The sequence below is a fragment of the Roseateles sp. FW301-B2 genome (genome assembly GCF_058788955.1).
Window position 1 is genome coordinate 76265 of the sequence record NZ_JBYTBE010000004.1, and the last position, 18452, is coordinate 94716.

15 protein-coding genes are annotated in these 18452 nt (G+C 69.7%); 7 read left to right on the top strand and 8 right to left on the bottom strand.

Features of this window, described 5'->3' with window-relative positions; translation table 11 throughout:
* Window position 1: 1 nt before the first annotated feature.
* The 5 genes from AC3WQY_RS04590 to AC3WQY_RS04610 are packed head-to-tail and all read right to left on the bottom strand — an operon-like array spanning window position 2 to window position 5318.
* Window positions 2–2140: a 3-hydroxyacyl-CoA dehydrogenase NAD-binding domain-containing protein gene (locus AC3WQY_RS04590; protein ID WP_492706196.1), complete on the bottom strand. Its 2139-nt coding sequence runs from the start codon at window positions 2138–2140 to the stop codon at window positions 2–4.
* A gap of 5 nt (window positions 2141–2145) precedes the next feature.
* Window positions 2146–3351, bottom strand: coding sequence for an acetyl-CoA C-acetyltransferase (locus AC3WQY_RS04595; protein ID WP_492706198.1), 1206 nt, complete (start codon window positions 3349–3351; stop codon window positions 2146–2148).
* A 19-nt stretch (window positions 3352–3370) separates the two neighbouring features.
* The gene (locus tag AC3WQY_RS04600; RefSeq protein ID WP_492706200.1) at window positions 3371–4561 is read right to left on the bottom strand and encodes an acyl-CoA dehydrogenase family protein; all 1191 of its coding nucleotides are present in this window, start codon (window positions 4559–4561) and stop codon (window positions 3371–3373) included.
* Window positions 4558–5007, bottom strand: coding sequence for a MerR family transcriptional regulator (locus AC3WQY_RS04605; RefSeq protein ID WP_285230823.1), 450 nt, complete (start codon window positions 5005–5007; stop codon window positions 4558–4560). The genes AC3WQY_RS04600 and AC3WQY_RS04605 overlap by 4 nt, the downstream gene beginning before the upstream one ends.
* An 11-nt stretch (window positions 5008–5018) precedes the next feature.
* Window positions 5019–5318 (bottom strand): SCP2 sterol-binding domain-containing protein, encoded by a 300-nt coding sequence (locus AC3WQY_RS04610; protein ID WP_285230824.1) that lies wholly within the window; start codon window positions 5316–5318, stop codon window positions 5019–5021.
* A gap of 151 nt (window positions 5319–5469) precedes the next feature.
* Here AC3WQY_RS04610 and AC3WQY_RS04615 point away from each other — a divergent pair, with 151 nt between their 5' ends.
* Genes AC3WQY_RS04615 through AC3WQY_RS04645 form a run of 7 tightly spaced genes read left to right on the top strand, consistent with a single transcriptional unit; the run spans window position 5470 to window position 12866 of the window.
* On the top strand, window positions 5470–6357 hold the full coding sequence (locus tag AC3WQY_RS04615) for an SDR family oxidoreductase (protein ID WP_492706203.1): 888 nt from the start codon (window positions 5470–5472) through the stop codon (window positions 6355–6357).
* Window positions 6354–7964, top strand: coding sequence for an acyl-CoA carboxylase subunit beta (locus AC3WQY_RS04620; RefSeq protein ID WP_492706205.1), 1611 nt, complete (start codon window positions 6354–6356; stop codon window positions 7962–7964). Before AC3WQY_RS04615 ends, AC3WQY_RS04620 begins: the two co-directional genes overlap by 4 nt.
* A gap of 19 nt (window positions 7965–7983) precedes the next feature.
* Window positions 7984–9132: an acyl-CoA dehydrogenase family protein gene (locus tag AC3WQY_RS04625; protein ID WP_492706207.1), complete on the top strand. Its 1149-nt coding sequence runs from the start codon at window positions 7984–7986 to the stop codon at window positions 9130–9132.
* A 5-nt stretch (window positions 9133–9137) separates the two neighbouring features.
* Window positions 9138–9941: an enoyl-CoA hydratase/isomerase family protein gene (locus tag AC3WQY_RS04630; RefSeq protein ID WP_492706209.1), complete on the top strand. Its 804-nt coding sequence runs from the start codon at window positions 9138–9140 to the stop codon at window positions 9939–9941.
* Window positions 9938–10090, top strand: coding sequence for a hypothetical protein (locus AC3WQY_RS04635; protein WP_492706211.1), 153 nt, complete (start codon window positions 9938–9940; stop codon window positions 10088–10090). The genes AC3WQY_RS04630 and AC3WQY_RS04635 overlap by 4 nt, the downstream gene beginning before the upstream one ends.
* On the top strand, window positions 10083–12002 hold the full coding sequence (locus AC3WQY_RS04640) for an acetyl/propionyl/methylcrotonyl-CoA carboxylase subunit alpha (protein ID WP_492706213.1): 1920 nt from the start codon (window positions 10083–10085) through the stop codon (window positions 12000–12002). Before AC3WQY_RS04635 ends, AC3WQY_RS04640 begins: the two co-directional genes overlap by 8 nt.
* Window positions 12003–12866 carry a beta-keto acid cleavage family enzyme gene (locus AC3WQY_RS04645; protein WP_492706215.1) on the top strand — a complete coding sequence of 288 codons (864 nt, stop codon included), beginning with the start codon at window positions 12003–12005 and terminating at the stop codon, window positions 12864–12866.
* Window positions 12867–12870: 4 nt separating this feature from the next.
* Here AC3WQY_RS04645 and AC3WQY_RS04650 read toward each other — a convergent pair whose 3' ends face one another.
* The 3 genes from AC3WQY_RS04650 to AC3WQY_RS04660 all read right to left on the bottom strand — a co-directional run bounded on the left by AC3WQY_RS04650 (window position 12871) and on the right by AC3WQY_RS04660 (window position 18399).
* The gene (locus tag AC3WQY_RS04650; protein WP_492706217.1) at window positions 12871–14445 is read right to left on the bottom strand and encodes a methyl-accepting chemotaxis protein; all 1575 of its coding nucleotides are present in this window, start codon (window positions 14443–14445) and stop codon (window positions 12871–12873) included.
* Window positions 14446–14512: 67 nt separating this feature from the next.
* Window positions 14513–15478, bottom strand: a complete 966-nt coding sequence (ylqF, locus tag AC3WQY_RS04655) for a ribosome biogenesis GTPase YlqF (protein ID WP_285230832.1) — start codon at window positions 15476–15478, stop codon at window positions 14513–14515.
* A 65-nt stretch (window positions 15479–15543) separates the two neighbouring features.
* A complete protein-coding gene (locus AC3WQY_RS04660) occupies window positions 15544–18399 on the bottom strand; it encodes an ATP-binding protein (RefSeq protein ID WP_492706220.1) in 2856 nt (951 codons plus the stop codon).
* Between the last annotated feature and the right edge of the window lie 53 nt (window positions 18400–18452).

The following is an 18452-nucleotide window of genomic DNA, read 5'->3' on the forward strand; positions in this document are numbered from 1 at the left end:
TCTACTGCTCCGCGAAGCGCTCGCCGCGCTCGGCCATCTCCACCAGGATCTGCGCCGGCGCAAAACGCTCGCCATGGGCCGCGGCCAGTGCGCGCGCGCGGGCGACAAAGGCGGGCAGCCCATAGGCGTTGATGAATTGCAGCGCACCGCCCTGGAAGGGCGCAAAGCCCCAGCCGAAGATGGAGCCGATATTGGCGTCGGCCACCGAACGCAACACGCCCTCCTGCAGGCAGCGCGCGGCCTCGTTGGCCTGGGCGAACATCAGCCGGTCGATGAGCTCGCGCTGGGCGGGCTGCTGCGCGGCCACGGGGTGGAGCTGGGCGAGTCCGGGCCAGAGCTGCTTGTCTCCGTCGGCCCAGTCGTAAAAGCCCTTGCCGACCTTCTTGCCCACGCGCCCCAGCTCGCACAGCTGGCGCAGCACCGCTTCGCCCGGATGCTCGTGGTAGGGCTTGCCCTCGGCCGCCAGATCCTTGCGGGTCTGGTCGGCCACATGCACGCCCAGGCTCAGGCTGACCTCGTCCTGCAGTGCCAGCGGCGGCATCGGCATGCCGGCCTGCAGGCCGGCCACCTCGATGGAACGCGGATGCACGCCCTCCTTGAGCAGGGCGATGCCCTCCATCACATAGGTGGCGAACACACGGCTGGTGTAGAAGCCGCGCGAGTCGTTCACCACGATGGGGGTCTTGGCAATCTGCTGCACATAGTCGAAGCCGCGCGCCAGCGTCTCCGGCGAGGTCTCCTTGCCGACGATGATTTCCACCAGCGGCATCTTGTCCACCGGTGAGAAGAAGTGCAGGCCCAGGAACTGCGCCGGCCGCACGCTGGCCTGGGCCAGGCCGGTGATGGGTAATGTGGAGGTGTTGGAGGCGAACACGGCACCGCTGCCGATCACGGCCTCGGCCTTGCGCGTCACATCGGCCTTGATGGCGCGGTCCTCGAACACCGCCTCGATCACCAGATCGCAGCCGGCCAGGTCCTGGTAGTCGGTGGTCGGCTGGATCAGCGCCAGCAGCGCCTCGCGCTGCTCGGCCGTGCTGCGGCCCTTCTTCACCGCCTTGTCCAGCAGCTCCTGCGCATAGCGCTTGCCCTTCTCGGCGGCCTCCTGCGTGCTGTCCAGCAGCAGCACCTGCATGCCGGCCTTGGCCGAGACATAGGCAATACCCGAGCCCATCATGCCCGCGCCCAGGATGCCCAGCTTCTTCACCTTGCTCTGTAGCACGCCGGCGGGCCTGGATGCGCCCTTCTTGATCGCGTTCAGCTGGTACCAGAGCGTACCGATCATGTTCTTCGAGGCCTGGCTGGTCACGCAGGCGGCAAAGTAGCGCGACTCGATCTCCAGCGCGCGGTCGATGTCGGTGAGCCCGCCCTCGAACACGCTGGACATGATGTGGGTCAGCGCCGGGTAGTTGCCGTAGCTCTTGGCCGAGGCCATCGAGGGCGCGATCGAGAACAGCTGGGCGGTGGCGGGCGAGCGCGAGTCGCCGCCCGGATAACGGAACTTGGGCGCGTCCCAGGGCTGCACCGGCTTCTTGTTGGCCGCGATCCAGGCGCGCGCCTTGGCCAGGGCCTCGTCGCGGCTGGCGGCGAGTTCGTTCACCAGGCCGCTGGCGAGGGCTTGGGGCGCGCGCACCTCGCTGCCTTCGCCCATCCACTGCAGGGCCTGCTGCATGCCCACCAGGCGCGGCAGGCGCTGCGTGCCGCCACCGCCCGGCAGCAGGCCCAGCTTCACCTCGGGCAGGCCCAGCTTGGCCTTGCCGTCATCGATGACGATGCGCCAATGGCAGCCCATCGCGATCTCCAGCCCGCCGCCCAGGCACATGCCGTTGATCACGGCCACCACCGGCTTGCCGCAGCGCTCCAGCCGGCGGATGAAGCCCTTGAGCTGCATCGACGCGTCGAAGGCCTCCTGCGCGTTTGCGAGCGCGCGCAGCCGGTCGACATCGGCGCCGGCCAAAAAATCGCGCTTGCCCGAGGCCAGGATCAGACCGGTGACCGAGGCGTCCTGTTCCAGCAGATCGGCCAGGCCCGCCAGCGGCTGGGCCAGTGCCTCGTTCAGCACATTCATCGAATGGCCGGGCAGATCCATGGTGGCGAGCACCACGCCGTCGTCGCCCTTTTCAATGCGCAAGGCTGTCGTCATGATGTTCAAACCCTCTCGATGATGGTGGCGATGCCCATGCCGCCGCCCACACACAGGGTGGCGCAGCCGGTGCTGAGGTTGCGGCTTTCGAGCTCGTCCAGCAGGGCGCCGAGGATGATGCAGCCGGTGGCGCCCAGCGGGTGGCCCATGGCGATCGAACCGCCGTTCACGTTCACGCGCTCCAGCGAGACGCCCAGGTCGCGCGCCGTCTTCATCGGCACCACCGCAAAGGCCTCGTTGATTTCCCACAGGTCGATGTCGGCAGCCTGCATGCCGGCCTGCTTGAGCGCCTTGCGGCAGGCGGGCGTGGGCCCGGTGAGCATGATGGTGGGCTCGGAGCCGATCACCGCGGCGGCGCGTATGCGCGCGCGCGGCTTCAGCCCGGCGGCCGCACCGCCGGCCTGGCTGCCCACCAGCATCAGCGCGGCGCCATCGACGATGCCCGAGGAATTGCCGGCATGGTGGATATGCGGGATGCGCTCCAGCGTGGTGTATTTGCGCAGCGCGGTGGCGTCGAAACCCATCTGCCCCATCATGGCGAAGGAGGGGTCCAGCTTGGCCAGGGTCTCCAGCGTGGTGGCCGGGCGTATGGTTTCGTCATGCTCCAGCAGGGTCAGGCCGGCGATGTCGCGCACCGGCACGATGGAGCGCGCAAAGTGCCCGGCCGCGCGTGCGGCCGCGGCGCGCTGGTGCGACTGCACCGCGAAGGCGTCCACATCGGCGCGGCTATAGCCTTCCAGCGCCGCGATCAGATCGGCGCTGATGCCCTGCGGGATGAAGCCCAGGGCTTCATTGACGCGCGGGTCCATGAACCAGGCGCCGCCATCGCTGCCCATGGTCCAGCGGCTCATCGATTCCACGCCGCCCGCCACCACCAGCTGCTCAAAGCCGCTCGCCACCTTGGCGGCGGCGAGGTTGATGCTTTCCAGCCCCGAGGCGCAGAAGCGCGACTGCGTCACGCCGGCCACGTTCTCGGCCCAGCCGGCGTCCAGCACCGCGGTGCGCGCGATGTCGGCGCCCTGCTCGCCCACCGGGGTCACGCAGCCCAGCACCACATCGTCCACCAGGGCGGTGTCCAGGTGCTGGCGCTGCTGCAGGGCCTGCAGCAGGCCGCGCAGCAGCCATACCGGGCTCACCTGGTGCAGCCGGCCGTCCTTCTTGCCCTTGCCGCGCGGGGTGCGCACGTGATCAAACAGGTATGCGTCGAACATTGTTGTCTCCTGGCGCCACTCACATGAAGCGGGACGCGAGCTCTTTCATGATCTCGTTGGTGCCGCCATAGATGCGCGCCACGCGGGCGTCGGCGTACAGCTCGGCGATCGGGTACTCCATCATGTAGCCATAGCCGCCGAAAAGCTGCAGGCATTCGTCCATCACCTTGCAGGCCAGGTCGGTGCTCCAGGCCTTGGCCAGGGCGGCGCGCGCGGCGTCGAGCTCGCCCTTCAGATGCGCGTCCATGCAGGCGTCCACAAAGGCGCGCGCGGCCAACACCTGGCTCTGCACCTCGGCCAGCTTGAAGCGGGTGTTCTGGAAATCCCAGACCGACTTGCCGAAGGCCTTGCGCTCCTTGGTATAGGCCAGGGTCTCGCTGAGCGCGCGCTCCATCGCGCCGACCGCGGTCACCGCGATGATGAGGCGCTCCTGCGGCAGCTCCTGCATCAGCTGGATGAAGCCCTGGCCCTCGCCCTCGCCGGGTGCGGCATTGGCGCCGCCCAGCAGATTGGCCACCGGCACGCGCACCTCGTCGAAGAACAGCTCCGAGGTGTCCTGCGCCTTCATGCCGATCTTGTCGAGGTTGCGGCCGCGGCGGTAGCCGGGCACCAGGCTGCCGTCCTCGTTCTCGACCTCAACCACCAGCAGCGAGATGCCCTTGGCCGCGGCGCTCTTGTCGGTCTTGCAGACCACCACCACCAGATTGGCGTTCTGGCCATTCGTGATGAAGACCTTCTGGCCCGACAGCACGTACTCATCGCCTTCGCGGCGCGCCACCGTGCGCACGCTCTGCAGGTCGGATCCGGTGCCGGGTTCGGTCATCGCGATCGCGCCGACCAGCTCGCCGCGGGCCATGCGCGGCAACCAGCGTGCCTTTTGCTCCTCGTTGCCGTAATGCAGGATGTAGGGGCCGACGATGGCCGAGTGCAGGCCGCCGCCGAAGCCGCTCAGATTGGCCTTGGCCTGTTCCAGCAGGATCACCGCCTCGTGGCCGAAGTCGCCACCGCCGCCGCCATAGGCCTCGGGGATGCCGGTGCACAGCAGGCCGTTGGCGCCCGCTTCCAGCCAGGTGTCGCGGCCCATCATGCCGCCCTCGCGCCATTCGGCCGCGCGCGGCACCCAGCGCTCCTTGAAGAAGCGCGCCACGCTGTCCTGCAGCATGCGGTGCTCGTCGTTCATCCAACTGGAGGGGAAGAGGGGCAGACTCATGTCGATTTCTCCGCGGTGAGCTGGGCGCGCACCGTCTCGTTGATCAGGCGCAGCTCGGCCAGGGTGGCGTCGATGTGCGCGCGCTTTTGCTCCAGCTCGGCAATCGCCGCGCCGGTGCGCTCCAGCGTCCACTGCAATTGCTTGGCGCGGCCCTCGCCATGCGAACCATAGAGGTCCAGGTAATGCTTGATCTCCTCCAGCGAGGAGCCGATGGCCTTGGCGCGCAGGATGATCTTCAGCCGCGCGCGGTCACGCTGGGTGTAGACGCGCGCGCCATTGACGCGCCGCGGCGCCAGCAGGCCCTTGTCTTCGTAGAAGCGTATCGCCCGCGGCGTCAGCTCGAACTCGTCGCAAAGCTGGGTGATGCCATAGAGCTGCTCCTGCGGCGCGCTGTTGCTGCTTTCCAGCATCTCCAGCGCGGCGGCCTTGGCGCGCGAATTCATCATCAGCGCGGGCCTCAGCCGACCACGCGCTGCAGCTTCATCGCCACGCCCATGTCGCCGCTGACCTTGATCTTGCCCATCATGAAGGCATTCATGGGGTTGAGTTCGCCGCTCAGCAGGGCGATCAGGTTCTCGCGCGTGATGGCCACGGTGCAGTCGGCCTCGCGATCCTCGTTGCTGACGCTGTTGGGGATGCTCTTGCCGTCGATCACGGCCACGCCATCGGCGCCCAGGTCGAACTTGAGGACGGCATTGAGGCCGCTTTCGGCGCCTACTTTGCCGCGCAGGGCTTCGGTGATGGCTTGCAGATCCATGGTCAAGACTCCGGGTCGAATTGGGATGTTCAGCATGCTAGGCCGATTGCCTGCCGTTCGCCTGATGGTAATCACCAATATGAAAGCAGGGTGACGTTAACGGAAGCTGTCGGTCATTCGCGTGATGAGCAACGGATGGTGAGGAAGCGGCATGAGTCAGGCAGATGGAACGGGGGCGGGGCGCTACGACAGCGTGTTCCGTCCGGGCTTGTTCAAGGGGCAGCGCATCTGGGTCACCGGCGCCGGCTCGGGCATCGGCCGCTGCACCGCCCATGAGCTGGCGGCGCTGGGGGCCACCGTGATCCTCTCGGGCCGCAGCGCCGACAAGCTCGAGCGCGTGGCGGCCGAGATACGCGAGGACGGCGGCCAATGCGACTGGCGCGCCTTCGACATCCGCGAGGAGGAGGCCGTCAAGGCCAACATCGCCGCGATGCTGGCCCAGCATGGCCCGGTCACCGGCCTGGTGAACAACGCCGGCGGCCAGTTTCCCGCGCCGCTGATGGCCATCTCCAAGCGCGGTTTCGAGGCCGTGGTGGGCAACAACCTCACCGGCGGCTTTCTGATGATGCGCGAACTGTTCAACCAGAGCCTGCAGCAGCATGGCGGCGCGGTGGTCAATATGACGGCGGACTTCCGCAACGGCATGCCCGGCATGGCGCACAGCGGCGCGGCGCGCGCGGGCATGAGCAACCTCACCATGAGCGCCGCCTTCGAATGGGCCCATGCCGGCGTGCGCGTCAACGCGGTGGCGCCCGGCTGGGTGGCCTCCAGCGGCATGGACAGCTACGGGCCGGCGATCCAGCCGCTGATCCGCCAGCTCAAGAACCATGTGCCGCTGCGCCGTTTGGCCAGCGAGGCCGAGATCTCGGCGGCCATCGTGTTCCTGCTCTCGCCGGCCGCTGCCTTCATCACCGGCGTGACCCTGCAGATCGATGGCGCGGCCTCGCTGGGCAATCCGATGTTCCCGAATCTGGACCATGCTGGCACCCAGCCGTTCAACGGTTTCCACCGTGCCGCCACCCCCGAGGTGCTGAAGTGAGCGTGCTCGCGAGCCGCCTCAACCCCAAGTCCAAGGCCTTTGCCGCCAACGCCGAGGCCATGCAGGGCAAGCTTGCCGAGCTGCGCGCGCTGGAGGCCAAGGTGATCGCCGAATCGGCGTCCAAGCGCGACAAGTTCGAGGCGCGGGGTCAGCTCCTGCCGCGCGAGCGCGTGGCGCGCTTGCTGGACCGGGGCTCGGGCTTTCTGGAGCTCTCGTCGCTGGCGGGCTTGGGGCTGCACGACGACGACGGCAAGAAGAGCGTGCTGGGCGGCGGCTCCATCGTCGGCATCGGCGTGGTGGCCGGCAAGCGCGTGCTGATCTCGGCCAGCGACAGCGCCATCAAGGGCGGGACCGTCGCACCGATGGGCCTGAAGAAGGCCTTGCGTGCCCAGGAGATCGCGCGCGAGAACAAGCTGCCGCTGATCTATCTGGTGGAGAGCGGCGGCGCCAACCTGATGTACCAGAGCGAGATGTTCGTGGAGGGCGGGCGCAGCTTTGCCAACCAGGCGCGGCTCTCGGCCGCCGGCATTCCGCAGATCGCGGTGGTGCATGGCTCGTCCACCGCGGGCGGCGCCTATCTGCCGGGCCTGGCGGACTATGTGGTGCTGGTGCGCGAGCGCTCCAGCATCTACCTGGCCGGTCCGCCGCTGGTGAAGGCCGCCATCGGCGAAGACGCCACCGACGAGGAGCTGGGCGGCAGCGAGCTGCATGCCAGCGTCACCGGCCTGGGCGAGTACCTGACCGAGCACGACGCCCATGCGCTGGCGCTGACGCGCGAGCTGATGGACAAGCTCAACTGGCCCAGCGTGCCGGTGCAGGCTCCCGGCCCCGCGCCCTTGCATGACGCCGAGGAGCTGCTGGGCGTGGTGCCGGCCGACGAGCGCGAGCCCTACGATGCGCGCGAGGTGATCGCGCGCATCGTCGACGGCTCGGACTTCCTCGAGTTCAAGGCCGCGTACGGCAGCGAGACCCTGTGCGGCCATGCCCGCATCGAGGGCCAGCTGGTGGGCATCCTGGCCAACAACGGGGCGATCCAGCCGCAGGGTTCCACCAAGGCGGCGCAGTTCATCCAGCTGTGCGACCAGAGCGGTACGCCGCTGGTGTTTCTGCAGAACACCACCGGCTATATGGTGGGCCGCGAGGCCGAGCGCCAGGGCGCCATCAAGCATGGTTCCAAGATGATCCAGGCGGTGGCGAATGCGCGCGTGCCGAAGTTCACTTTTCTGTTGGGCGGCTCGTTCGGCGCCGGCAACTACGGCATGTGCGGGCGCGGCTTCGACCCGCGCTTCATCTTCAGCTGGCCCAGCGCGCGCACCTCGGTGATGGGCGGGGCCCAGGCCGCCAAGGTGATGGACATCATCAACCGCGCCAAGCTCGAGCGCATGGGCGCGCCGGTCAACGACGAAGCCCTGGCCGCCATGAGCGACCAGCTGCGCCAGCGCATCGAGCGCGAATCCAGCGTGCTGTTCGGCACCGCACGCCTGTGGGACGACGGCGTGATCGACCCGCGTGACACGCGCCGCGTGCTGGCCCTGGGCCTGGCGCTGGCGCGCGAGGCCGAGGCGCACCCCTTGCGGCCAAACGCCTTTGGCGTGGCCCGATTCTGAACAACAGAGGAGACCCGAGATGCAATTCAGCGCAGAACACCGTGCCCTGTCCGACACGGTCACGAAGTTTGTCGAGAAGGAGCTCAACCCCCATGTGCCCGCGTGGGAGAAGGCCGAGCAGTTCCCGGCCCACGAGGTCTTCAAGAAGCTGGGCAAGCTGGGCCTGCTGGGCCTGAAATACCCCGAGGAATTCGGCGGTGCGGGCCTGGACTTCAGCTACTCGATGGTGATGGCCGAGGCCCTGGGCACCTGCTACTGCGCCGGCGTGCCGATGGGCATCGGCGTGCACACCGATATGTGCACGCCGGCGCTGGCGCGCTTCGGCTCGGACGAACTGCGGCGCGAATTCCTCGCGCCCTCGATCGCCGGCGATCTGGTCGGTTGCCTGGGCGTCTCCGAGGCCGGCGGCGGCTCGGACGTGGCCGCCATCAAGACCAGCGCGAAGAAGGAGGGCGGCGACTATGTGATCAACGGCAGCAAGATGTGGATCACCAACGGCATGCAGGCCGATTGGTGCTGTCTGCTGGTCAACACCAGCGATGGCCCGGTGCACAAGAACAAGAGCCTGATCGTCGTGCCCATGGACCTGCCCGGCATCACGCGCCAGAAGATCCACAAGATCGGCATGGACGCCTCCGACACCGCCCAGCTCTTCTTCGACAACGTGCGCGTGCCGCAGCGCAACCTGATCGGCCAGGAGGGCATGGGCTTCATGTTCCAGATGATGCAGTTCCAGGAGGAGCGGCTCTGGGGCGCGGCCAGCTCGCTGAAGAACCTGGACCGGCTGATCGACCTGACGATCGGCTACACGCGCGAACGCAAGGCCTTCGGCAAGTCCATCCTCGACAACCAGGTGGTGCATTTCCGCCTGGCCGAGCTGCGCACCGAGGTGGAGGCGCTGCGCGCGCTCACCTACGCGGCGGTGGATCAATATGTGGCGGGCAAGGACGTCACCAAGCTGGCCTCGATGGCCAAGCTCAAATGCGGCCGCCTGATCCGCGAGGTGTCCGATTCCTGCCTGCAGTACTGGGGCGGCATGGGCTTCACCTGGGACAACCCCATCAGCCAGTCCTACCGCGATGGCCGCCTGGTCTCGATCGGCGGCGGCGCCGACGAGGTGATGCTGTCCATCATCTGCAAGCTCGAAGGCACGCTGCCGAAGGGCTGAGCGATATGGCCGACTACCAGACCCTGCTGCTGCGCCAAGAGGGCGGCGTGTTGCACCTGACGCTGAATCGCCCCGAGCTGCGCAACGCGCTCTCGATGGCCATGGTGGCCGAGCTGCGCGCCGCGCTCGCGGCGGCCGAGGCCGATGCCACGGTGCGCGTGATCGTGCTGCGCGGTGCGGGCGGGCATTTCTGCGCCGGCGGCGACCTCAAGGACATGGCCGGCGCGCGCATGCGCCTGGCCGACGAAGGCCCTTCCGTGCTGGCCGAGATGAATGCCGCCTTCGGCCATCTCTGCGGCGCCTTCGCGGCCAGCAGGCTGGCCACCGTGGCGCTGCTGGAGGGCGTGGTGATGGGCGGCGGCTTCGGCCTGGCCTGCGTGGCCGACGTGGCCCTGGGCGGCGAGACGGTGAGCTTCCGTCTGCCCGAGACCTCGCTGGGCGTGGTGCCGGCGCAGATCGCGCCCTTTCTGGTGGAGCGCCTGGGCTACTCGCAGGCACGCCGCCTTGCCGTTACCGGCGGCAAGCTCGATGGGCGCGCGGCCCTGGCCCTGGGCCTGCTGCACGAGCTGCACGGCGTTGGCGCCGAGCTGGATGCGGCCCTGCAGCGCGTGCTGGGCGAGATCCTGCAATGCGCACCGGCCGCGCTGGCCGCCACCAAGCAGCTGATGGCGCGCGCGCGCCTGCATGCGCCGGCCAGCCTGGTGGACGAGGCGGCCGAGGCCTTTACCCGCGCGGCGCTGGGGCCCGAGGGCATGGAGGGCGTGAGCGCCTTTCTCGAGAAACGCAAACCGGCATGGGCGCCCGTATGAGCAGCAGTTTCAGCAAGATCCTCATCGCCAACCGCGGCGGTCGCGCCGCAGGCGCGGGGGAGCGCTCATATGCGCAGCATGTGAGCGAACACCAAATCGCCTGGCTCGCGCAGCAAGCGGCGATTGAGCCGCGGAGCAGCCATGTTTAGCAAGATTCTTGTCGCCAACCGCGGCGAAATCGCCTGCCGGGTGATGCGCACGGCGCGCACGCTGGGCTATCGCAGCGTGGCCGTCTACACCGAGCCGGACGCGTGCTCGCCCCATGTGGCGCAGGCCGATGAGGCCCTGCAGATTGGGTCCTATCTGGACATCGCGGCGATGCTGGAGGCCGCGCACCGCAGCGGCGCCGACGCCATCCATCCGGGCTACGGTTTTCTCTCCGAGCGCGCCGACTTTGCCCAGGCCTGCGCGGACGCGGGCCTGGTGTTCATCGGGCCGCCGGCGGCCAGCATCGCGGCCATGGGCAGCAAGTCGGCGGCCAAGCGGCGCATGCTGGCGGCCGGCGTGCCCTGCGTGCCCGGTTATCTGGGTGAGCAGCAGGACGAGGCCACGCTCAGCGCCGAGGCGATGAAGCTGGGTTACCCGCTGCTGGTGAAGGCCGTGGCCGGCGGCGGCGGGCGCGGCATGCGGGTGGTGCATCGGGCCGCTGAACTGGCGGGCGCCATCGCGAGCGCGCGCCGCGAGGCCGAGAGCGCCTTTGGCGACGGCACGCTGATGCTGGAGCGCCTCATCACCGAAGGCCGCCACATCGAGATCCAGGTGTTTGCCGATGCCCGAGGGGCTTGCATCCACCTCGGCGAGCGCGACTGCACCGCGCAGCGCCGCCGCCAGAAGGTCATCGAGGAGTCGCCCTCGCCGCTGGTGAGCCCGGCGATGCGCGCCGCCATGGGAGCCGATGCGGTGGCGGCCGCGCAGGCGGTGGGCTATGTGGGCGCGGGCACGGTCGAGTTCATCGTCGATGCCGAACTGAAGCATTACTTCCTGGAGATGAACACGCGGCTGCAGGTCGAGCACCCGGTGACCGAATGCGTCACCGGCCTGGACCTGGTGGAATGGCAGCTGCGCATCGCCGCCGGCGAGCCCCTGCCGCTTGCCCAGCAGGACGTGCAGTTCCAGGGTCATGCCATCGAGGCGCGGCTCTACGTGGAGAACCCCTACGAGGGTTTCCGGCCGCAGACCGGCCGCATCGCCTGGTGGCGGCCCGAGCTGGCGCTGCGCCCCGGGGTGCGCATCGACGCCGGCGTGGCCGAGGGCGGCGAGGTCGGGCCGCACTACGACGCCATGGTGGCCAAGTTCATCGCCCATGGGCGCGACCGCGAGGACGCGATCCGGCGCCTGCGCGCGGCGCTCGCCGATGCGCCCCTGCTGGGCATCGCCAACAACGCCTGCTTCCTGGCCGAGCTGCTGGACCATCCGGACTTCCGCCAGGCGCGCCTGCACACCGCCTCGCTGGACGGCTGGCATTTGCCTGCCCCCGAGCCCAGCGAGTCGGATTGGCTGATCGCCGCGGCCTTGGTCTTGATGGTGCCGACGCCCGCCGCGCCGCGGCCCGCCAGCGTGGCGAGTTTCGATCTCAGCCTGCAGCAGGGAGAGCAGCGCCGGCAATGGCGCGCAACGGTCGGCGGCCGCCAGTTGCGCCTGCAAGCCGGTGAACAAGTGCATGAACTCAGCCTGCTGGGCCAGGACGCCGCGGGGCGCTGGCGCATCAGTCTGGACGGCGTGCAGCGCAGCGTGATTGCCTTGCGCGACGAGCAGGCCGGCAGCCTGGAGCTCGCCGCTGGCGCCGCGGTGTTCCGTTTCCACGAACCCTCGGCCTTCCCTGAAGCGCGGGATCTCAACAACCCCGCCCATGCCCGCGCCCCGGTGGCCGGCCTGGTGGCGCAGGTGCTGGTGGCCGAGGGCGACAGCGTTGCCGAGGGTCAGGCCTTGCTCAGCGTCGAGGCCATGAAGATGGAGATGTGGCTCACCGCCGGGCGCGCCGGGCGCGTCAAGACCCTGCATGTGGGCCCGCGCGAATCGGTCGCGGCCGGCGCCCTGCTCGTTGAACTCGAGGACAACTGAATGGACAACAAAGCCATCCTGACCTGCGCGCTCACCGGCGTGCTCACCAACCCCAGGCAGCATCCGGTGCCGGTGACGCCGGCGCAGATGGCCAGTGAGGCGCGCGACGCCTTCAACGCCGGCGCCTCGGTGATGCATGTGCATCTGCGCATGCAGGAGGAGGGCTTGAGCCATCTGCCCAGCTGGGACCCGGAGGTGGCCGACAGCGTCGTCTCGGCCATCCGTGCCGCCTGCCCCGGCGTCATCATCAACCTCACCACGGGGGTGATCGGCCCCGACATCGCCGGCCCGGCGGCCTGCATACGCCGCGTGCGCCCCGAGATCGCCGCCTGCAATGCCGGCAGCCTCAACTACCTCAAGCTCAAGGACGATGGCACTTGGGCCTGGCCGCCGATGGTGTTCGACAACCCGGTGGCCAAGGTGCAGGCCTTTCTGGACGTGATGGCCGAATGCGGCGCGCATCCCGAGTTCGAGTGCTTCGATGTCGGCATCGTGCGCGCGGTGGGCATGTACCTGAAGGCCGGCATGTACCGCGGCACGCCCGACCTCAACTTCGTCATGGGCGTGGCCTCGGGCATGCCCTGCGACGCCGAGCTGTTATCCCTGCTGCCGCGCTATCTGCCGCCCGGCGCGCTCTGGCAGACCACCCTGATCGGCCGCAGCGAGATCTGGCCGGTGCACCAGAAGACCGCCGAGCTGGGCGGCATGCTGCGCACCGGCCTGGAAGACACCTTCTACCTGCCGGATGGCGAGCGCGCCAGCGGCAATGGCGTGCTGATCCAGGCGCTGACGCAATGCGCCGAGCGCGCCGGCCGCGCGGTGGCCAGCCCGGCTGAGGCGCGGGTGCTGCTGGGCCTGGGCTGAACGCTCAGCAGCGGAAGCCCGCCACCAGCCCCTGCAGGCGCTCGGCCCGCTCGCGCAGGCCCTCGGCCGCCGCCGCCGATTGCTCCACCAGGGCGGCGTTGCGCTGCGTCAGCTCGTCCAGCTGCGCCACCGCGCTGCTGACCTCGCCGAGCTCCTGGCTTTGCTGCTGGGCCGAGGCGCTGATGCCGGCGATGGTGGCGCTGACGCTGCGCACCGATTGCACGATGTCCTGCATGGTCTGGCCCGCATCCACCACCAGCGCGGTGCCGCTGCCCACCTTGTGCACCGAGGCGCCGATCAGCTGCTTGATCTCCTTGGCGGCCTCGGCCGAGCGCGTCGCCAGGCTGCGCACCTCGGCCGCCACCACCGCGAAGCCGCGGCCCTGCTCGCCGGCGCGCGCCGCCTCCACGGCCGCGTTCAGGGCGAGGATATTGGTTTGGAACGCCAGGCCGTCGATCACGCCGACGATGTCGCCGATGCGTTTGGAGCTGGCCTGGATCTCGTCCATGGTCTGCACCACCTGGGCCACCACCTCGCCGCCGCGCGTGGCCACCCGGCTGGCGTCGCTGGCCAGCGCGCGGGCCGTTTGCGCATCGGCAGCGCTGCGCTGCACCTTGTCGCTCAGCAGGGCCATGCTGGCGCTGGTCTGCTGCAGGCTGGAGGCGCTGTGCTCGCTGCGTTCGCTCAGGTCCTGGTTGCCGCTGGCAATGTCCTGCGAGGCGGCATGCAGGCCGGCGGTGGTGTCGCGCACCTCGCCCACCAGGCCGGCCAGGCTTTGCTGCATGCGCGCCAGCGCCAGCAGCATCTGCGCGGCCTCGTCGTCGCCCTGCGGCACGATCGCCACGCTGAGGTCGCCGGCGGCAATGCGTTCGGCGGCGGCGCGCGCGGCGCCGATGGCGCGCACCACCGAGCGGGTGGTGAGCAGCAGCACCGCCAGGCACAGCGCCAGGCAGACGCTCAGCCCCAGCGTCAGCACCCAGCGCGTGTGGCGGGCGCGCGCCTCCAGCGCCGCGCGCGCCTCGTCGGCCTGGGCCGCGCTGACGCGCACCAGGGTCTGCAGCGCGGCCTGGGCGCGCTGCACCGCGGGCAGCACCGGTTGCATGGCGCGGTTGCCCTCGGCCGGGGTGAGCAGGCGCTCCTCCAGCACCTCCTTCATCACCGGCTCGAAGCCGCTGCGGTAGCCGCGCAGGCCGGCCTCCAGCTCGGCCAGCGCGGCGCTGCTTTCCGCATCGGGCCGCAGCGCGCGCAGGCTGGCGAGCAGGCCCTCGGCCTCGCGCCAGCTGGCCCGCCATAGCTGCTCATGACGCTGCGCCTCGCTGAGCAGCTCGTAGCTGATCAGCATGTTCTTCTCGTGCATGAAGAGCGTGCCGAGCGCGGCCTTGAGTTCGCCGGCCTGGCGCGCCTGCACCTGGGGGCGGGTGAAGAAGGCCTCGGTGGCCTGTTCGCTGGCGCGCAGGCTCAGCTGCGCATAGAGCGCCAGGCCGGCCATGCACAGGCCCACGAAGGCGGCGGCCAGGATGAGGCGCTTGCGGATGCTGAGGCTGGGCATGGTGGTGAGGTCGGCAAAGTGGGTGAACATGCCGGCACCATGCCGCGCCACTGTGTGAGCCTCATGACAAACCCCAGTGTCTGCCCCGGGATGTGACTTATTGCTCGTCTTCCGCCACCGGACCACCGCGCTGCGGCGTCTTGGTCTTGCGCTTGCGCGCGGCGATCTTTTCCAGGCGCTGCTGGTCGGCCAGTGCCGCGGCGGCCGCCCAGGCGGCGAACTGCTCCGGCGTCTCCAGGGTGATGCGGCCCAGCAGGCCCTGGCGGAATTCGTAGATCAGCACCTCGGCGGCCTTTTGCAGGCTGACGCGCCCGCCGCCCAGCATGGCGCCGCGCTTGCGACCAATCGCGGTGAGCAGGCCCTCGTCGTCCAGTTCGCCGCCGTCGACGCTGCTGGCGAGCTTGTAGCGCTCCTCCACCCGGCCGGCGTATTCGGCGCGCAGATAGTGCAGCAGTTCCAGCGCCACCTCGGCCTCGTCAAAGGCATTGCGGCCCACCGCACCGCTGGCGGCGAGGTTGTAGCCGGCCTGCTCGATGCTGATGCGGGGCCACAGCATGCCGGGGGTGTCGAACAGGTAGACGTCCTGGTCCAGCACGATCTTCTGCTCCACCTTGGTGATGCCGGGCTCGTCGCCGGTCTTGGCCGAGCGCTTGCCCACCAGGGTGTTGATGAGGGTGGACTTGCCCACATTGGGGATGCCGCAGATCAGCACGCGCAGCGGCTTGGCCATGCCGCCGCGGTTCGGCGCCAGCTCGCGGCAGGCGGCCACCAGCGCCTTGGCGGGCGCCACCATGGCGGTGTCCAGCGCGATCGCGCGGGTGGCGGGCAGGGCGTTGTAATGAGCCAGCCACAAGGCGGTGCGCGCCGGGTCGGCGAGGTCCTGCTTGTTGAGCAGCTTGAGGGTGGGCTTGCTGTCGGTCAGCTCGGCCAGCAGGGGGTTGGCGCTGGCGCCCGGGCAGCGCGCGTCGAGCAGCTCGATCACCACGTCGATGCCGCCCTTCATGCGCTCCTTGATCGCATTCCGGGTCGTGTTCATATGCCCGGGGAACCATTGAATCGCCATCTCGTCTGTGCTCGCTGTGCTGCTGCTGTCGAAGTCCGCATTGTCCCGGACTTGGGCGCCCGGGCTCAGGAAAAGCGTTCGGGCGCGGCCAGGCGCGCATCCAGCGGCTGTTCGGGCGCGCTCAGCGGCAGCTGCAGCACGAAGCAGCAGCCGCCGCCGGGGGCGGCCTCGACCTGGATCTCACCGCCGAACAGGCTCTTCACGATGTTGTAGCTGATCGACAGCCCCAGGCCGCTGCCGCCCTGGCCCAGCTTGGTGGTGAAGAAGGGCTCGAAGATGCGGTGCAGATGCTCGGCACTGATGCCGCGGCCGTTGTCGCTGAAGCGCAGTTCCACCCAGCCGGGCCTGGCCGGCGCGGCCGTCAGCAGCATGCGGCCGCGGCTGCGGCCCTCGAAGGCATGCAGCAGCGCGTTGTTGATCAGGTTGGTGAGCACCTGGCCGAAGGGGCCGGGGTAGGCGTCCATGCGGATGCCCTCGGGGAGCTCCAGCGCAATCGCATGGCCGCTCTTGCGGATCGCGCCCATCATGGTGGCGACGATGTCCTGGCTGGTGTGCGCGAGGTCGAACACGCGGCGCTGCTCGGTGGTGCGGTCGGCCGCCACCTGCTTGAAGCTGGCGACCAGGGCTGCGGCGGTGCTGAGGCCGCGCGCGATCAGCTGCGAGGCGGAGCTGGCATCGGCCAGATAGCTCATCAGGGCCGAGCGCCGCAGGCTGTTGTCCTGTGCGGCCTGGGTGATCTCCTCGCTGCGCTGCTGCAGGGTGGAGGCCATCAGCAGGCTGTTGCCGATCGGCGTGTTGAGCTCATGCGCCACGCCGGCCACCAGGGCGCCCAGCGCCGCCAGCTTCTCCTGTGCCACCAGCTGGGCCTGGGCATCCTTCAGGTGCCGGTAGGCGCTGGCGTTGTCCAGCGCGATCGCGGTATAGGCGCACAGGCTGCGGAAGATCAGCCACTCGTGTTCGGCATAGGCATTGGCATGCGGCGACTGCAGCGTCATCACGCCCAGCACGCGCTCGCCCACCATCAGCGGCGCGAACAGGGCGCTGAGGGTGCGCATGGTGCCGGGCACCTGGCTGGGGTCGCTGCCGTCGGCGGCCAGGTGCACCGAAAGCTCGCGCCGCTCGCGCACGCAGCGCGCCGAGTTGGAATGCGGGTCGTTCAGCGCGACGCGCTCGCTGGGCAGGCGCTGGCCGTTTTCCATGTCGAACACCGAGGTCAGGGCCAGGCCGTCGGCATCCATCAGGTAGACGCAGAAACCCGCGGCATCGAGCAGGGCGTGCACATGGCGGTGCAGGGTCAGGAACACCGATTCGGCGTCCAGATGGGCGGTGATCTCCTGGCCGATCGCGCCGAGCCGCTCCAGCGTCACGCTGGTGCGTTGCAGCAGGGCGGCGCGCTTGGCCTCGGCCTCGGCCATCTGCTTGTGGTGGGCGGCCTCGGCACGCGCGTTCTCGGTCATGTGGCGCAGCTGCAGGGCCATCAGGCGCTGGTGGGCCACCTGGCTGTGCAGGCGCTCGCGCGTGGCCACCGATTGTTCGGAGGCGGCGTAGGCCTCGGCATGGCGGCCGGCCTGCGCATAGGCGTGGCCCAGGTCGCTGAGCAGATCGGCCGAGGCCTGGTAGCCGGCGATGCGGCCGGCCACCTGCAGGGCCTGCTCCAGATGCTCGAGCGCGCTGGTCTCGGGCTGCCGGCCCTGCCGCGCCAGCTGGCCGCTGATGGCCGCCAGCACCTGGCGGGCCTCCACCTGCTGGTCGTCCAGGCCGGCCTGCACCGCCTGCTGCAAGGCCTCCTGCGCGACCCGCCCGGCGGCCTCGAGCTGGCCTAGCTGCAGCAGGGCCTTGGCCTTGCCGCACTGCATTTCGAGCTGCAGGTCGCCGCCCTGCGGGCCGCTGGAGCGCTGCTCCAGCATCAGATAGCAGTCCAGCGCCTGCTGGTAGGCGCCGCGGTCCAGCGCCAGATCGGCGCGGTACTTCAGCGCCACGGCGTAGTTGCGCGAGGCCTCCAGCGGCTTGAGCGTCTGCAGCGCTTCTTCCAGCAGGGCCTCGGCCAGATCCAGGCGCTGCAGGCGGCGCAGCGTCTCGCCCATCTGGCTCAGGCAGGCACCCACGCTGGCGGGCCAGCCGGTGGGGCGCGCCAGCTCGAGGGCGCGCTGCACCCACTCGAGCGCGGTGTCGTGGTCGTTCAGGCTGGTGAAGGCGTTGCCGATATTGCCGGCCGCGGTGATGGCGTTGTGCAGCTGGCCGCTCTTGACGGCCGCCTCGAAGCCGCGGTTGAAATGCTGGATCGCGCCGGCATAGTCGCTGGCGCGGTAGGCGCAGCTGCCGAAGAACAGGTGCACGCCCGCGGCGGCCGGCGCGCGCAGCCCGGGCAGCAGGGCGGTGAAGCGTTCGGACCAGCGCTGCTCGGCGGCGCGCAGCTCGCGGAAGGACTGGTAGCGCCCCAGCGTGGCTTCCAGGATGAGCTGGCGTTCCTCGTCGCCGGCGGCCTGGGCCAGCACGATGCCCTGCTCGAGCACGGCATCGCGCGCCTGCGTCTGGCCCTGGTTGGCCAGCACCAGGGCCTGCACCCAGCAGCCATCGACCATGCCGCAGCGATCGCCCTGCGTGTTGAATTCGCTCGTCGCGGCCTGCGCCTCAAGCAAGGCGGCCGGCAGCTCGGCCTGCAGGCGCAGGCATTCGGCCTGCAGCAGGCGCAGCCGCGGCTGCAGGCCGGCGCGCTCGGCGGCATGCTCGGGGGCGGCGGCGAGCCGGTGCGCGATGTCATCGGCCAGCTGGCGCGCGCGCGCGGTGTCGCGTTCGCGCAGCTGCCAGGCCAGGATCAGCTCGGTGCGCAGGGCCGCGCCCTTGGGCGCCTGCTCCAGCATGGCCTGGAGGCGGGCGACTTCGTCGTCCGGCTCGAACAGGCGCACGCGGCTGGGATCCATGGCTGATACGCAGGAGTGGAGCACGCATGATGCGGCCAAAGCGCTGCGCTGCG

Excerpts from the sequence above, each read along its gene's own strand:
- AC3WQY_RS04650 (WP_492706217.1), bottom strand. The coding sequence starts at position 14,445 with ATGTTCACCCACTTTGCCGACCTCACCACCATGCCCAGCCTCAGCATC.
- AC3WQY_RS04635 (WP_492706211.1), top strand. The coding sequence starts at position 9,938 with ATGAGCAGCAGTTTCAGCAAGATCCTCATCGCCAACCGCGGCGGTCGC.
- AC3WQY_RS04645 (WP_492706215.1), top strand. The coding sequence starts at position 12,003 with ATGGACAACAAAGCCATCCTGACCTGCGCGCTCACCGGCGTGCTCACC.
- AC3WQY_RS04605 (WP_285230823.1), bottom strand. The coding sequence starts at position 5,007 with ATGATGAATTCGCGCGCCAAGGCCGCCGCGCTGGAGATGCTGGAAAGC.
- AC3WQY_RS04660 (WP_492706220.1), bottom strand. The coding sequence starts at position 18,399 with ATGGATCCCAGCCGCGTGCGCCTGTTCGAGCCGGACGACGAAGTCGCC.
- AC3WQY_RS04600 (WP_492706200.1), bottom strand. The coding sequence starts at position 4,561 with ATGAGTCTGCCCCTCTTCCCCTCCAGTTGGATGAACGACGAGCACCGC.
- ylqF (WP_285230832.1), bottom strand. The coding sequence starts at position 15,478 with ATGGCGATTCAATGGTTCCCCGGGCATATGAACACGACCCGGAATGCG.
- AC3WQY_RS04590 (WP_492706196.1), bottom strand. The coding sequence starts at position 2,140 with ATGACGACAGCCTTGCGCATTGAAAAGGGCGACGACGGCGTGGTGCTC.
- AC3WQY_RS04595 (WP_492706198.1), bottom strand. The coding sequence starts at position 3,351 with ATGTTCGACGCATACCTGTTTGATCACGTGCGCACCCCGCGCGGCAAG.
- AC3WQY_RS04625 (WP_492706207.1), top strand. The coding sequence starts at position 7,984 with ATGCAATTCAGCGCAGAACACCGTGCCCTGTCCGACACGGTCACGAAG.
- AC3WQY_RS04640 (WP_492706213.1), top strand. The coding sequence starts at position 10,083 with ATGTTTAGCAAGATTCTTGTCGCCAACCGCGGCGAAATCGCCTGCCGG.
- AC3WQY_RS04615 (WP_492706203.1), top strand. The coding sequence starts at position 5,470 with ATGAGTCAGGCAGATGGAACGGGGGCGGGGCGCTACGACAGCGTGTTC.
- AC3WQY_RS04610 (WP_285230824.1), bottom strand. The coding sequence starts at position 5,318 with ATGGATCTGCAAGCCATCACCGAAGCCCTGCGCGGCAAAGTAGGCGCC.
- AC3WQY_RS04630 (WP_492706209.1), top strand. The coding sequence starts at position 9,138 with ATGGCCGACTACCAGACCCTGCTGCTGCGCCAAGAGGGCGGCGTGTTG.